The organism is Pseudoflavonifractor sp. An176 (genome assembly GCF_002160435.1).
Taxonomy (GTDB): domain Bacteria; phylum Bacillota; class Clostridia; order Oscillospirales; family Oscillospiraceae; genus Enterenecus; species Enterenecus faecium.
The window spans coordinates 1-14,117 of the sequence record NZ_NFKO01000009.1; the positions used below are offsets into that span (position 1 = coordinate 1).

Consider the following 14,117-nt stretch of genomic DNA (forward strand, 5'->3'; position numbering starts at 1 on the left):
GCAAATTCGTAAACAGCACTTATGCGATTGAACCGCCGTGTACCGAACGGTATGCACGGTGGTGTGAGAGGACGGCTACTCAACTAATGGGTAGCCTCCTACTCGATTTTTAAATTAGAACTCAGCGTTGCCCACGGTACGGGGATGCAGCTCCACGTCCCGGATGTTGCTGATGCCGGTGAGGTACATCACCATGCGCTCGAAGCCCAGGCCGAAACCGGCGTGGCGGCAGGAGCCGTAGCGGCGCAGGTCCAGGTACCACCAGTAGTCCTCGGGGTTGAGACCCAGCTGGTGCATGCGCTCCTCCAGCACCTCGATGCGCTCCTCACGCTGAGAGCCGCCGATGATCTCGCCGATGCCGGGCACCAGGCAGTCGGCAGCGGCCACGGTCTTGCCGTCGTCGTTGAGGCGCATGTAGAAGGCCTTGATGTCCTTGGGGTAGTCGGTGACGAACACGGGCTTCTTGTACACCTGCTCGGTGAGGTACCGCTCGTGCTCGGTCTGCAAGTCGCAGCCCCACTCCACCTTGAAGTCGAACTTGTCGTTGTTCTTCTTCAAAATCTCGATGGCGTCGGTGTAGGTCACACGGCCAAACTCGGAGTTGGCCACCAGCTCCAGACGCTCCTTCAGGCCCTTGTCCACGAAGGAGTTGAAGAAGTTGATCTCGTCGGGGCATTTCTCCAGCACAGTACGGATGATATAGCGAATCATGTCCTCGGCCAGGTCCATGTCGTCGTTGAGGTCGGCGAAGGCGATCTCCGGCTCGATCATCCAGAACTCGGCGGCGTGGCGCTGGGTGTTGGAGTTCTCAGCCCGGAAGGTGGGGCCGAAGGTGTACACAGAGCCGAAGGCCATGGCGAAGTTCTCGGCGTTGAGCTGGCCGGACACGGTGAGGTTGGCCTTCTTGCCGAAGAAGTCCTGGGACCAGTCCACGCTGCCGTCGGGCAGGCGGGGCGGGTTGTTCACGTCCAGGGTGGTCACCTGGAACATCTCACCGGCGCCCTCACAGTCGGAGGCGGTGATGATGGGGGTGTGGACGTACACAAAGCCACGGTCCTGGAAGAAGCAGTGGATGGCGTGGGCGGCCACGCTCCGCACCCGGAAGGCCGCAGAAAACAGGTTGGTGCGGGGGCGCAGGTGCTGGATGGTGCGCAGGTACTCCACGGTGTGGCGCTTCTTTTGCAGGGGGTAGTCGGGGGCGGACACGCCCTCCACCGCCACAGAGGCGGCCTTGATCTCCAGGGGCTGCTTGGCCTCGGGGGTGAGCACCACGGTGCCGGTGACAATGAGGGCAGCGCCCACGTTCTGGCCGGTGATCTCCTTATAGTTGTCCAGGACGTTGGCGTCCAGCACGATCTGGAGATTCTTGAAGCAGGAGCCGTCGTTGAGCTCCACAAATCCAAAGGTTTTCATGTCACGGATGGTGCGGGCCCAACCCATGACGGTGACCGTCTGGCCGGAGAGCTTCTCGCTGTCGGCAAAGACGGAGGCAATGGTGATGCGATCCATACTACTTCCCTCAATTCTCAAATGATCTATCCGAACACAACAAGTTGTGTCAAAGGCGTTGATGATACAACGCCAGGTTTTTCGGTTGTCCCGTCAGGGGCAAGAAAAACGGCAATTGATAACAGCCGCCGTGCGGCTATTATACCATTTTCTGAAGATTTTGCAAGGGCTGAGGGAAAAAAGAGGGGGGAGCTAGGGGTTCTTTTCCCGTGTGGCCCGCTTTTTCAGCAGAGTTCCCACCCCATTTCCCATCAGGGCGCACATCAGGGAGATACCCCCGTGGAAGAGGGCGGAGCCGTTGAACAGCAGAAACACCGCCGCCACAGACAGCAGGGCGCAGGCCGCCGGATACAGGGGAGAGAAGCCGTGCCGATGCCCCAGGGACACCCCCGAGCAGAAGGTGCCGATGGGCAGCAGCAGGAAGGGAAAATACACCCCAGAGAGGACGGGCACGTCCTGGGGGTCTACCAGACGCAGCAGAGCGGGCAGCCCCAAGCACAGCCCCAAGGCAAACACCAGATAGGGAAGACTTTCTCGCCAATGAAGGAGAGAGGGACCGGGGGCAAGCCCCAGCTTGGCCCGGATGGCGGCCACCTCCACATACCAGCCCACCCAGCGGCCCAGCCACACCAGCACATAGATGAATGCCAGGAGGATGAGGCAGAAGGCAGCCCCCGCCCCGCCAAAGTTCAGCCCACCCCACAGGGCCACCGTGGCGGCCATGAGGGCGAAGTGGGCCAGGGTGCGAAGAACCAAGGTGCGGCCATGATCGGCGAAGGGGAGGGTGGACACCCCGATCTCCGCCCCCAGGACGCCAAACAGAAGATAGGATAGAAGAATCCCACAGTCCTCAAACGGGGGAGGGAAGGAGCAGGTGGGGGAGGAGAACACGGCGGCCAATCGGTCCCCCAAGAAACCCAGGGTCCCCAACACATAGCCCAACAGGACATGAATGGCCACCCCAGCCACAGCTCCCACGGCGATGCGGCACAACGCCTGTTTCTTATCGTCAAAGAGCATGGTTCACCCTCCTTTCACAGGTCCAGCGCTTGTTTGATCTTCTTCACATACCGCCGGGACACATACACGGTGGTCCCGCCCGCCAGGGTCATTTTGATGGTTCCGGTGAGGGACAAATCCAAAGCGGTGACGTGGTCTAAGTTCACCACCTCTGAGTGGGATACCCGCACCAGCCGGGTCCCGGCCAGGGCCTCCTCCAGCTCGTACAGCCGCTCCCGCACCGTGTAAATCCCCGTGGTGGTCTGGCAGGACACCCCTTTACCGTCGGCGTAAAAGCGGAGAATGTCCGAGAGGGGAAGAAGCCGAGCCTCGCCGTCCCGGAAGACGGTGAAGGTGGAGGGGGCGGCCAGTTCTTCCAGCTGGCGTACCAGCTGTTCCACCTGGGGAGAGCAGGCGGGGGCGCGGATGACCACATGGGTGTGGGTCAGCTGGGGGTCGATGTGCACTTCCACTTTCATGGCGTTCCCTCCCTTCTCTTGGTACTTTGAGTATACGGAAAATCCGGGGTGTTGTCTACCGATTGGGAATAGGCGGCCTGTTTTTTGGGACAGGTGGAAAAACAAACGGGCCGCAAGAAGCACTTGCGGCCCGTTGGGGTCAATCTTCGAACACTTTGGCCACACGCTGGAGCTGGTTCACCACCTCCAGGTGCTGGGGACAGGCTCCCTCACACTGGCGGCAGGCGCTGCAGGCCGAGGCAGGCGCGCCTTGGACGCACAGCTCCCGGTACTCCTTCTTGTGGGGAAGCCCAGGTTGGCCCAGCGTCCGGTTATACAGGGCAAACAGGGCGGGAATGGGAATGCGCTGGGGGCAGCCGTCGGTGCAGTAGGAACAGGCAGTGCAGGGGATGGTGCCGTCTGCCTGGATCTGCTGGGCGGCCTGCTCCAGCACCGCTACCTCCTGGGGAGTGACGGGGCGGAAATCCGCCATATACCCGGTGTTGTCCGCCACCTGCTCCAGGGAGGACATGCCGGAGAGCACCATAAACACATGCTCCAGAGAGGCGGCAAAGCGGATGGCAAAGGAGGAGGGGGAGGCGTTGGGGTCCAGGGTGGCGAACATCTCCCGCACAGCGGGGGAGGGATTGGCCAGCTTGCCACCCTTCACCGGTTCCATCACCACCACTGGCTTGTGGTGGGCCACCGCAACCTCGTAGCAGCGGCGGGACTGGACCTTGGGGTTCTCCCAGTCCAGGTAGTTGATTTGCAATTGCACAAAGTCCACTTCCGGGTGCTGGGTGAGCACCTCCTCCAGCAGCTCGGGGGTGCCGTGGAAGGAGAAGCCCGCCTGACGGATGTACCCTTCCGCCTTCTTCTGCTGGACAAAGGCGAAGCTGTCCAGCCGCTGGGCGATCTCGTAGTTCTCGTCGTCGATGCAGTGGAGCAGATAGTAGTCGAAAAACTCCACGCCGCAGCGCTTGAGCTGGAGCTGGAACATGTCGGCCTGCTCCTGGGGGGTGGCCTCTTTCAGCTTGGCCAGGGGCAGCTTGGTGGCCAGGGTGAAGGAGTCCCGGGGGTGCCGCTGCACCAGGCAGCGGTTCACCGTCTCCTCACTGGTGCCTCCGTGGTAGAAGTAGGCGGTGTCAAAGTAGGTAAAGCCCCGCTCCAGAAACAGGTCCACCATCTGGCACACCTGGGGGAAGTCGATGGAAGTGTTGTCCTCGGCATCCAGAAGGGGGAAGCGCATACAGCCAAAACCAAGTTTTTTCATGGTAGGCACCCCTTGTTACAGAAGGATGACCCCGGCGTCCCGGCAGGCCTCCAGGGTCTGCTGGTCCCACACAGAGGCCTGGACCTCGCCGATGTGGGCCTTGCCCAGCAGGTACATGGACACCCGGCTCTGGCCGATGCCGCCGCCGATGGTCAGGGGCAGCTTGCCCTCCAGGAGCATCTTGTGGAAGGGCAGCTCCCGGCGGTCGTCGCACCCGGCCAGGGTGAGCTGGCGGTCCAGGGACTCGGGGCTGACCCGGATGCCCATGGAGGAGATCTCAAAGGCGCTTTCCAGCACCGAGTTCCAAACCAGCAGGTCGCCGTTTAGGTTCCAGTCGTCGTAGTCGGGGGCACGGCCGTCATGGGGCTTGCCGGATTTCAGGGGGGCGCCAATGCCCATGAGGAAGGTGGTGGGGTGGTCCTTCACCCAGGCGCTCTCCCGCTCCTTGGGGGACAGCTCCGGCCACAGGTCCTCCAGCTCCTGGGCGGTGACAAAGGACACTTCCCGCTGAATGGTGGGAAGGGGAGTGAGCTGGGGATAGACCGCCCGGAGGGTAGACTGGGTGTCCGCCAGGGCTGCCACAATGGTGGTGACGGTGTTTTTTAAGTAGGTCTCGTTGCGGTCCCGGGGGGCCAGCACCTTCTCCCAGTCCCACTGGTCCACGTACACGGAGTGGATGTTGTCCAGGTCCTCGTCCCGGCGGATGGCGTTCATATCGGTGTACAGCCCTTCGCCCACCGAGAACTGATAGCGGTGGAGGGCCAGACGCTTCCACTTGGCCAGAGAGTGCACCACCTGGGCGTCCCGGCCTGCGTCGGGGATGTCAAAGGACACCGCCCGCTCCACGCCGTTGAGGTCGTCGTTGAGACCGGTGGAGGCCTCCACAAACAGGGGGGCGGAGACCCGGCGCAGATGGAGGGCGCCGCCTAAATTGTCCTCAAACAGGCGCTTTAAAAGACCGATGGCCTTTTGGGTATCGTATAGGTTTAAACAGGGGGAATACCCTGCAGGAATGACAGTGTTCAGCATGGCGCAGCTCCTCCAGACGTTAAGATAGAAAAGATTATACTTCATCACGCTAAAAAATGCAATTTCCGATTTGTATTTTTTTTGATGTGATGTTATAATATTAAGGTATTTTGAAATCCCCGTTCTGGGGGAAATGCACAGCGAAAGGAGAACCTATCCTATGGTTCCAAATTTTAAGGAAAAATTGGAAGAATACGCCCATCTTTTGGTAGAAGTGGGCTTGAATATCCAGCCCGGCCAGATGGTCAATCTGGCTGCCCCGGTGGAGTGTGCGCCTCTGGCCCGTCTGTGTGCCCAGGTGGCCCTGGACCGTGGGGCCAAGGACGTGATCATGGACTGGCGGGACGACTTCATCGTCCGGGAGCGGTACCTGAAGGCGGACAGCCAGGTGTTTGAGGAGTTCCCCCACTACCTCAAGGAGAAGTACGAGTGGCTGGTGCAGGAGGGCTGCACCGCTCTGTCCATCATCGGCTCGGACCCTGAGATGCTCCGGGGCGTGGACTCCACCCGAATCCAGACCTGGCAGCGGGTGCAGGGAGAGAACACCCGGATGTGGCACGACTCCCTCAGCGCCAACCGGTTCCAGTGGTCCATCGGAGCTCACCCCACCAAGGCTTGGGCGGAGAAGGTGTTCCCCGACAAGAAGGGGGAGGAGGCCATTGACGCTCTGTGGGAGGCCATCTTCTCGGTGTGCCGCATCACGGGGGACGGCAAGGCCGTGGAGCGTTGGCGCGACCACGTGGACGCCACGGCCCGGAGAGCCAAACTGCTCAACGAGTATAACTTCAAGACCCTGCACTACACCAACTCCCTGGGTACCGACCTGACCATCACCCTCCCCGACAACCACGTGTGGATGGGCGGCAGCGAGGACACCCCCCGTGGTGTGGAGTTTGTGGCCAACATGCCCACCGAGGAGATTTTCACCGCTCCCCGCTGGGACGGCGTCAATGGCCGGGTATACGCCGCCATGCCTCTGGCCCTCAACGGCAACCTGGTGAAGAACTTCTACATGGACTTTGAAAACGGCAAGATCGTGAATGTCCACGCCGAGGAGGGCGAGGAATACCTGCGCCACTCCGTGGGCATGGACGAGGGCTCTTCCTATCTGGGTGAGGTGGCCCTGGTGCCCTATGACTCCCCCATCCGCAACAGCGGCATCCTGTTCTACAACACCCTGTTTGATGAGAACGCCTCCTGCCACCTGGCCTTTGGCTCCGCCTATCCCAACTGCGTCAAGGGCGGCGAGGACCTGGACGAGGCAAGTCAGAAGGCCGTGGGGCTCAACCAGTCCATGAACCACGTGGACTTCATGGTGGGCACCAAGGACCTGTCCATTGTGGGCACCACTCAGGACGGGAAGGAGATTCCCGTGTTTGTGGATGGCAACTTTGCATTCTAAACAACATTGAGAATATAAGGAGGAACTGTACCATGGATTACAAGGCACAATATCAGCGCTGGATGGAGAGTCCGGCCCTGTCCCAGGAGGAGAAGGCGGAGCTGACCGCCATTGCCGGGGACGAGAAGGAAATGGAATCCCGCTTTTTCTCCCAGCTCAGCTTCGGTACCGCCGGTCTCCGCGGCACCATGGGTGTGGGCCTGTACCGGATGAATGTACATGTGGTGCGCCACGCCACCCAGGCGTTTGCCCAGGTGATTTTGGAGGAGGGCCCCGAGGCCGCCGCCAAGGGTGTGGCCGTGTGCTACGACTGCCGCAACAACTCCGAGCTCTTCGCCCGTGAGGCCGCCTGTGTCATGGCCGCCAACGGCATCCCTGTGCGCCTGTTCGACTCCCTGCGCCCCACTCCCGAGCTGTCCTTTGCCATCCGGGAGTACGGCTGCATCGCCGGCATCAACATCACCGCCAGCCACAACCCCAAGGAGTACAACGGCTACAAGGTGTACTGGTCTGACGGCGCTCAGCTGCCTCCCGGCCCCGCCGACAAGGTGGCCGCCAAGATGCAGGAGCTGGACGTGTTCGACTGCGTGAAGACCATGGACTACAAGAAGGCTCTGGACGAGGGCCGTATCACCCTGATGGGCACCGAGACCGACGAGAAGTTCCTGGCCAACGTCATGGAGCAGGTCAACGACCAGGCTGCTGTGGACGCTGTGGCCGACACCTTCAAGATGGTGTACACCCCCTTCCACGGCACCGGCTACAAGCTCATCCCCGAGGCTCTGCGCCGTCTGGGCATGAAGCATGTGATCTGCGTGCCCCAGCAGATGATCATCGACGGGGATTTCCCCACTGTGGTCTCCCCCAATCCCGAGAACCCCGAGGGCTTCGCCCTGGCCGTGGACATCGCCAAGCGGGAGGGCGCTGACTTCATTCTGGGCTCTGACCCCGACGCCGACCGTGTGGGCATCATGGTGCGCACCAAGGACGACGACTTTGTGGTCATCAGCGGCAACCAGACCGGCGTGCTGCTGCTGGACTACCTCATTGGCGCCAAGACCCGTACCGGCAAGATGCCCGCCAATCCCGTGGCCCTCAAGAGCCTGGTGACCACCGAGATGGCCCGCAAGGTGGCCGAGGACAACGGCCTGAAGTGCTTCGACACCTTCACCGGCTTCAAGTTCCTGGCCGAGAAGAAGGACCAGCTGGAGAGCTCCGGCGAGGGCAACGTCATCATGTCCTACGAGGAGTCTTTCGGCTACATGCTGGGCAGCTTCGTCCGGGACAAGGACGCCGTCACCGCCTCTGTGGCCCTCACCGAGATGGCCGCCTGGTATGCCGGACAGGGCATGACCCTGTATGACGCCCTCCAGGGCCTGTATGAGAAGTACGGCCACTTCGGCGAGCGCACCATGAACCTGGTGATGCCCGGTCTGGACGGCCTGAAGAAGATGGCCCAGCTCATGGCCGACCTGCGTGCCAATCCCCCCAAGGAAGTGGGCGGCACCGCTGTGGCCCAGTGGAAGGACTACAAGGACGGCAGCGTGGTGGACGCCGCCACCGGCGACCGCACCACCATGGAGCTGTCCGGCTCCAACGTGCTGCGCTACGAGCTGGTGGACGGCACCTCCGTCATCGTCCGTCCCTCCGGCACCGAGCCCAAGGTGAAGGTGTACATCCTGGCCCGTGGCGAGAGCCAGGCCGACTGCGCCGCCAAGGTGGAGCGGTACGCCGCCTGGGCCGAGAGCCTCAAGGGCTAAAAACATCCCAAACCGAAAAAATCCCGCTCCTGAATTGGAGCGGGATTTTTTATGCAGAAAGCTTGCCTGATCAGGGGCCTCGCAGAGTTCCGCCACCCGCAGGTGGCGGAATCAATTGAAATAACGTCATTTTCCAGGACATGTGCATGGGAAATGACACTTCTCATGGCGGATGGGGTGACTTTTTCGTAAGAAATCGAGCCCCATCCGTCATGCGAACCCCTGGCAAAGAAGTCCGTGGACTTCTTTGCCGAGCGTCAGCTCAGTTCAGGTGCCAGATGTCGTGGTTGTACTGGGCGATGGTACGGTCGCTGGAGAAGAAGCCGCTCTTGGCGGTGTTGATGAGCATCTTCTTGGACCACTCGGTGCGGTCCTCGTAGTCGCTGAGCAGGCGGCTGCGCACAGCGGTGTACTCCTCCACGTCCAGCAGGGCCATGAACCAGTCCTTGGTCTTTATGTCATTCCACAGAGCCCGCAGGCAGGTCTCGTCGCCCAGAGCCACCAGGGTGGGGGAGACGATGAAGTCCACCACTTCCTTGACCCAGGGACGGTTGTAGAACTCCTGGGGGTGATAGCTGTGCTGGGCGTACATCTGGATGACCCGGTCGCTGGAGGCGCCGAAGGTGTAGATGTTCTCCCGGCCCACCAGCTGGGCGATCTCCACGTTGGCACCGTCCATGGTGCCCAGGGTGACAGCGCCGTTGGCCATGAACTTCATGTTGCCGGTGCCGGAGGCCTCCTTGGAGGCCAGGGAGATCTGCTCGGAGATGTCGCAGGCGGGGATGAGCTTCTCGGCCCAGCTGACGTTGTAGTTCTCCACCATCACCACACGCAGCCAGGGACGCACCTGGGGATCGGACTCAATGAGCTGGCGCAGGCAGAGGATGAGGTGGATGATGTGCTTGGCCATGACATAGGCGGGGGCGGCCTTGGCGCCGAAAATCACGGTGATGGGACGGGTGGGCAGAATGCCGTTTTTGATGTCCAGGTACTTTTTGATGACGTACAGGGCGTTCATCTGCTGGCGCTTGTACTCGTGGAGACGCTTGACCTGGATGTCAAAGATGGACTGGGGGTCCACCTCCACGTTCTGGCGCTGCTTGAGGACCTTGGCCAGCTGCTGCTTGTTGTAGTCCTTGATGTCCAGCATGGCGCTGAGCACCTTGGGGTCCCGGACGAAGGTGGCGAAGTTCTCCAGCTGGCTGGCGTCCCGACGCCACTCGTTGCCGATGCAGTCGTCAATGAGGGTGGCCAGACGGGGGTTGCACACCTCCAGCCAGCGGCGGAAGGTGACGCCGTTGGTCTTGTTGTTGAACTTATAGCTGTACACGTCGGCGAAGGGCTTGAGCTCCGAGGTCTTGAGGATCTCGGTGTGCAGGGCGGCCACGCCGTTGGTGGAGTAGGTGTAGTGGATGTCCATGTGGGCCATGTGCACCACGTCTTTGTCGTCGATAATGGCCATGCGGGGGTCGGGGAACACGGACTTGGCCCGGCGGTCCATCTCCCGGATGATGGGCACCAGCTGGGGAGCCACCCGCTCAATGTAGCTCATGGGCCACTTCTCCAGGGCCTCGGCCAGGATGGTGTGGTTGGTGTAGGCACAGGCGTGGGCCACCTGGTGGAGGGCGTCGTTCATGGACAGTCCACGCTCCAGCAGCAGGCGGGTCAGCTCGGGCAGCACCATAGAGGGGTGGGTGTCGTTGATCTGAATGGCCACGTGCTCGCACAGGTTCCAGGGGGAGATGCCCTTCTCGTCCAGCTCCTTCAAAATCAGCTGAGCGCCAGCGGACACCATGAAGTACTGCTGATACACACGCAGCAGCCGTCCGGCCTCGTCGCTGTCGTCGGGATAGAGGAAGGAGGTGAGGTGGTGGGCGATGTCGCCCTTGTCAAAGTCGATGCCGTCCTCGGGAGCGGCGGCGGGCTTCTCCACGTCAAACAGGTGCAGACGGTTGGCGGTCTCGGTGTTGGCGCCGGGCACGGCGATGTCCCACATCACGGCGTTGAGGGTCTGGTTGCCGAACTGGACGGGGAAGGAGACGTCGGTGGGGATGAGCCAGCCCTGCTCCTCAATCCAGGGATCGGGCTGCTCTTCCTGCTTGTTATTGCGCAGGTACTGGTGGAACAGGCCGTAGTGGTAGTTCAGACCCACGCCGTCGCCGGGCAGGCCCAGAGCGGCCAGGGAGTCCAAAAAGCAAGCGGCCAGACGGCCCAGACCGCCGTTGCCCAGGGAGGGCTCGGGCTCCTGCTCCTCGATCTCGGCCAGAGTAAAGCCGTTTTTCTCCAGCAGAGCGGACACCTGGTCAAAGATACCCAGGGCCAGCAGGTTGTTGCTCAGCAGCTTGCCGATGAGGAACTCAGCCGAGAAGTAGTACAGCTTGCGGCCGGTGTCCGGGGCAGGGCGCTGGGCGGACAGCTCTTGGGTGAGCTGGAGAAGAGCGTGGTAGACCTGGCTCTTGGTGCACTTGGCCAGGGGCTTGCGGTAACGCTCCTTGATGATCGCATTGAGTCTTGCTTGAAATTCCATGGTGAGATTCGCTCCTTTTTGAAAGGTATGGTGCTTTTCAACCTAGCGGTTTTCTGATATGATGGTCATTGATATGACCGGAGGGGGAAGTGTTATGGGAGAGAAAAAAGTGTCCATGCGCCAGATTGCCAAGATCTGCGGCTGTTCACTGGCCACGGTGTCCTACGCCCTCAACCACACAGGGCAGGGGAAGATCAGCAGCGCCACCCGGCTGCGTATTATTGATACGGCCAAACAGCTCAATTATCCCACCACCCGCACCACCCGGGGCAAGAAGAACCGGGCGGCGATTTTGGTCACCCGCCTCCACGGGGAATCGGTGGGGCGGCGGCTGCACCTTACCGACCTGGCCATGCAGCTGGAGGCCCAACTGCTGGAGCTGGGCATTCCCTCGGTGATTTTACGCCTGGGGGACCTGGTGGAGGACTGGCGGAAGATTCTGGCGGTGTCGCCCAGCGTCATCTTTGTGCTGGACGGCGGGTGCCGGGCGGTGGCCCATGTGAACCCTCCCTGTGTCACGCCCATGATCTTCGTGGACTGTGACAACGACGACCCTCTCTATTATAAGATTTTGCCGGACTATCCGTCCCTCATGTTGGAGGCCAAGACCCGGTTGGGCCGGGAAGACCTGTTCCTGGTGGCCGAGCCGGTGCGCAGCGGTCAGCTCATGACCCTGCTCTCCCAGGGCTTTGCACCACAGGACGTGTTCTTCCACGACGGCACCCAGTCCCTGTCCCACTTCCTGGAGGCCCACCAGGGCCGGAAAGGCGTGGTGGTGGGGGACTTGCTGGGGGTGGAGGTGTGCGGTCAGTTCCCGCCAGAGGACTTGGCCGTCATCTGCTCCCTGGATGACCCGGGACTGTTCCCACCCCAGACCACCCTGCTGCCTGCCCCCAATGCGGACAAGGCCAAGGCCGCTGCCGCAGTGGCCTCGGATTTGCTGACACTGGATTATGACCCAACCCAGGGCAACCGCATTCTCGTGAAAGGAAATTTTCCGGCGAACGGGTAAATTTTACTACAAAAACAAAAACACGTCAAAGAAAACTGTGAAAAAATACTACACAAGAATAAAAAGTTCAAATTATAGAAAGTGAACAAACATAGGTGAACAAAAAATGTTCACCGAACAAAAGGACGGTGAATCCGTTGCAGCCCAACGAGTTCAAAGTTTGTTCACAAATTGTTCACCCGGAAATTCGACTGAACAAAACAAAAATCGACCCGTGTTTATTTGCCAAAAAAAGTACATTTCTTCACCGAAACAACGAGCTAACCGAGTAGAGAAGCGAGAAAACCGGAAAATGTGGAGAAAAAAGACTTGACAAACGGAAGAAATACGATATAATTAATGAGTCTGTCCAAGAGGACGGGCAACATCCTTGCCTCCGGCAAATCCGGGGGCCATATGTCCGTAAGGAGGTGCAAAAGTTATGGCAAAAGTGACTGGTAACTACGAGGTGCTCTACATCATCAACCCCAACCTGGGCGAGGAGGAGACTGCCGCTCTGGTGGCTAAGTTCAAGACCCTGGCTGAGAGCCGCGGTACTGTGACTGAGGTGGATGAGTGGGGCAAGCGCAAGCTGGCTTACCTGATCGACGATCTGGCTGAGGGCTACTACGTCCTGATGAGCTTCACCGCCGATCCCGCATTCCCCGCTGAGCTGGACCGTCTGATGCGCATCAACACCGGCATCATGCGCTCCATCATCGTCAGCAAGGAAGCCTGAGGAGGAGGTTGCACATGCTCAACCGAATCATTCTCATGGGCCGTCTGACCCGTGACCCTGAGCTGAGACACACCCAGAGCGGCACCGCCGTGGCGTCCTTCTCTCTGGCTGTGGATCGTGATTTCAAGAGTCGTGACAGTGGCGAGAAGACCACCGACTTCATTGATGTCGTGGCTTGGCGCAACACTGCTGAATTCGTATCCAAGTACTTCGCCAAGGGCCGTATGGCCGTGGTGGAGGGCCGCCTTCAGATTCGTGATTGGACGGATCGGGACGGCGGCAAGCGCCGCTCTGCTGAGGTGGTTGCCGACAATGTGTATTTCGGCGACTCCAAGCGGGACGGCGAGAGCGGCGGCAGCTTCAGCCGTCCCGCCGCCCCCGCTCCCGTGGATTACGGGATTCCTGCCGGCGCCGACCAGTTCGCTGAGCTGGCCGATGACGACGGCGATCTGCCCTTCTAAATAGGGCCCATCATAAGTAAGGAGGTCTGCCATTATGGCTATGGATAATGTGAAGCCCCGCGGCAACCGCAAGCGCCGCAAGGTCTGCGCCTTCTGCGTGGACAAGGTGGAGCACATCGACTACAAGGACGCTGCCAAGCTCAAGCGTTTCCTGTCCGAGCGCTCCAAGATCCTGCCCCGCCGCACCACCGGCACCTGCGCCATGCATCAGCGTCAGCTGACCGAGGCCATCAAGCGTGCCCGTCACGTGGCTCTGCTGCCCTACGTCACCGACTAATAGCAGCACGGGAAACCAGCGATATGAAAAGCGGAAGCAACTTCGGTTGCTTCCGCTTTTTTTATGCCTTGTTTGCCCGGCAGGCAGGGGATCCTTAGTTTCTCAATGTCCTAGGTGTAGACCAGCGCCCCAGCCGGGGACGCTCCGCTGGGCCCGATTTCTCAGCGATGAGAAATCGGGGAAAGAATCGCCAAAGGCGGGGCCTTCCCCCGCCTTGTGGAATCCACCCCGCGGTACTGGGGGGACGTGCGCCGTTCTCTGTTCGGCCCTTGGTTCGGTGGGGTCACATAGATGACGTGTCATTCTATGGCTTGTATTTGCTTCTCTGCTAGTGTGTCTTTCTACTGCCAGGGCCTTTTCCTGGTGAGCCGCTGTTCCCAGCGATCGGGGCCCGGCTCCCGGCGGCGGGAACGCCGCACACCGGGGTGAGGCCCTGGAAACAGAGGCACAGTCTTACAGAGAAGGGAATGCTTTCTATAGATGTACCAGAGCATCCATGTGACCCCACCAAGGCCAGGGCCGGCCATAGAATTGATGCAGTTCCAGCTTCGTACCCCAAGGGAGGTCCTTAGGGGGGAACGCCCTAAGCGGGTTTTGGTTTCTTTTGCCCGCTCAAAAGAAACCCCCAGCGGGAAGCGTCCCCACCAGGCTGGCAAGCCTGATACATGGATGGTTAGACGATTAATCCCTCC

At 60.5% G+C, this 14,117-nt stretch carries 12 protein-coding genes; 6 read left to right on the plus strand and 6 right to left on the minus strand.

Features of this window, described 5'->3' with window-relative positions:
* Positions 1–114 precede the first annotated feature (114 nt).
* From asnS to asnA, 5 genes are all read right to left on the minus strand, one after another.
* Positions 115–1,509, minus strand: coding sequence for an asparagine--tRNA ligase (gene asnS / locus B5F12_RS06105; RefSeq protein WP_087231853.1), 1,395 nt, complete (start codon positions 1,507–1,509; stop codon positions 115–117).
* A 192-nt stretch (positions 1,510–1,701) separates the two neighbouring features.
* The gene (locus B5F12_RS06110; RefSeq protein ID WP_087231855.1) at positions 1,702–2,529 is read right to left on the minus strand and encodes a DUF3021 family protein; all 828 of its coding nucleotides are present in this window, start codon (positions 2,527–2,529) and stop codon (positions 1,702–1,704) included.
* A gap of 14 nt (positions 2,530–2,543) precedes the next feature.
* Entirely contained in the window at positions 2,544–2,987 is a 444-nt protein-coding gene (locus tag B5F12_RS06115) for a LytTR family DNA-binding domain-containing protein (RefSeq protein ID WP_087231857.1), read from the minus strand.
* A 139-nt stretch (positions 2,988–3,126) separates the two neighbouring features.
* On the minus strand, positions 3,127–4,239 hold the full coding sequence (locus B5F12_RS06120; protein ID WP_087231859.1) for an aldo/keto reductase: 1,113 nt from the start codon (positions 4,237–4,239) through the stop codon (positions 3,127–3,129).
* Positions 4,240–4,254: 15 nt separating this feature from the next.
* Entirely contained in the window at positions 4,255–5,268 is a 1,014-nt protein-coding gene (asnA, locus tag B5F12_RS06125; protein WP_087231862.1) for an aspartate--ammonia ligase, read from the minus strand.
* 160 nt (positions 5,269–5,428) lie between these two features.
* Here asnA and B5F12_RS06130 point away from each other — a divergent pair, with 160 nt between their 5' ends.
* On the plus strand, positions 5,429–6,670 hold the full coding sequence (locus tag B5F12_RS06130) for an aminopeptidase (RefSeq protein ID WP_087231865.1): 1,242 nt from the start codon (positions 5,429–5,431) through the stop codon (positions 6,668–6,670).
* Between the two features lie 32 nt (positions 6,671–6,702).
* Entirely contained in the window at positions 6,703–8,430 is a 1,728-nt protein-coding gene (locus B5F12_RS06135) for a phospho-sugar mutase (protein ID WP_087231868.1), read from the plus strand.
* A gap of 262 nt (positions 8,431–8,692) precedes the next feature.
* Here the strand turns inward: B5F12_RS06135 and B5F12_RS06140 are convergent, their stop codons facing one another.
* On the minus strand, positions 8,693–10,957 hold the full coding sequence (locus tag B5F12_RS06140; protein ID WP_087231871.1) for a glycogen/starch/alpha-glucan phosphorylase: 2,265 nt from the start codon (positions 10,955–10,957) through the stop codon (positions 8,693–8,695).
* Between the two features lie 94 nt (positions 10,958–11,051).
* Here B5F12_RS06140 and B5F12_RS06145 point away from each other — a divergent pair, with 94 nt between their 5' ends.
* The 4 genes from B5F12_RS06145 (at position 11,052) to rpsR (ending at position 13,425) form a co-directional block, all read left to right on the plus strand.
* A complete protein-coding gene (locus B5F12_RS06145; RefSeq protein ID WP_158096759.1) occupies positions 11,052–11,969 on the plus strand; it encodes a LacI family DNA-binding transcriptional regulator in 918 nt (305 codons plus the stop codon).
* A gap of 421 nt (positions 11,970–12,390) precedes the next feature.
* Positions 12,391–12,687, plus strand: a complete 297-nt coding sequence (gene rpsF, locus B5F12_RS06150) for a 30S ribosomal protein S6 (RefSeq protein WP_087231877.1) — start codon at positions 12,391–12,393, stop codon at positions 12,685–12,687.
* Positions 12,688–12,701: 14 nt separating this feature from the next.
* Positions 12,702–13,148, plus strand: coding sequence for a single-stranded DNA-binding protein (gene ssb / locus B5F12_RS06155; protein WP_087231880.1), 447 nt, complete (start codon positions 12,702–12,704; stop codon positions 13,146–13,148).
* A gap of 34 nt (positions 13,149–13,182) precedes the next feature.
* The gene (rpsR, locus tag B5F12_RS06160; RefSeq protein WP_087231883.1) at positions 13,183–13,425 is read left to right on the plus strand and encodes a 30S ribosomal protein S18; all 243 of its coding nucleotides are present in this window, start codon (positions 13,183–13,185) and stop codon (positions 13,423–13,425) included.
* Positions 13,426–14,117 lie beyond the last annotated feature (692 nt).

What these genes read in the sequence shown, in the direction of transcription:
- asnS (WP_087231853.1), bottom strand. Translation starts at nt 1,509, where the DNA reads ATGGATCGCATCACCATTGCCTCCGTCTTTGCCGACAGCGAGAAGCTC.
- B5F12_RS06110 (WP_087231855.1), bottom strand. Translation starts at nt 2,529, where the DNA reads ATGCTCTTTGACGATAAGAAACAGGCGTTGTGCCGCATCGCCGTGGGA.
- B5F12_RS06115 (WP_087231857.1), bottom strand. Translation starts at nt 2,987, where the DNA reads ATGAAAGTGGAAGTGCACATCGACCCCCAGCTGACCCACACCCATGTG.
- B5F12_RS06120 (WP_087231859.1), bottom strand. Translation starts at nt 4,239, where the DNA reads ATGAAAAAACTTGGTTTTGGCTGTATGCGCTTCCCCCTTCTGGATGCC.
- asnA (WP_087231862.1), bottom strand. Translation starts at nt 5,268, where the DNA reads ATGCTGAACACTGTCATTCCTGCAGGGTATTCCCCCTGTTTAAACCTA.
- B5F12_RS06130 (WP_087231865.1), top strand. Translation starts at nt 5,429, where the DNA reads ATGGTTCCAAATTTTAAGGAAAAATTGGAAGAATACGCCCATCTTTTG.
- B5F12_RS06135 (WP_087231868.1), top strand. Translation starts at nt 6,703, where the DNA reads ATGGATTACAAGGCACAATATCAGCGCTGGATGGAGAGTCCGGCCCTG.
- B5F12_RS06140 (WP_087231871.1), bottom strand. Translation starts at nt 10,957, where the DNA reads ATGGAATTTCAAGCAAGACTCAATGCGATCATCAAGGAGCGTTACCGC.
- B5F12_RS06145 (WP_158096759.1), top strand. Translation starts at nt 11,052, where the DNA reads ATGGGAGAGAAAAAAGTGTCCATGCGCCAGATTGCCAAGATCTGCGGC.
- rpsF (WP_087231877.1), top strand. Translation starts at nt 12,391, where the DNA reads ATGGCAAAAGTGACTGGTAACTACGAGGTGCTCTACATCATCAACCCC.
- ssb (WP_087231880.1), top strand. Translation starts at nt 12,702, where the DNA reads ATGCTCAACCGAATCATTCTCATGGGCCGTCTGACCCGTGACCCTGAG.
- rpsR (WP_087231883.1), top strand. Translation starts at nt 13,183, where the DNA reads ATGGCTATGGATAATGTGAAGCCCCGCGGCAACCGCAAGCGCCGCAAG.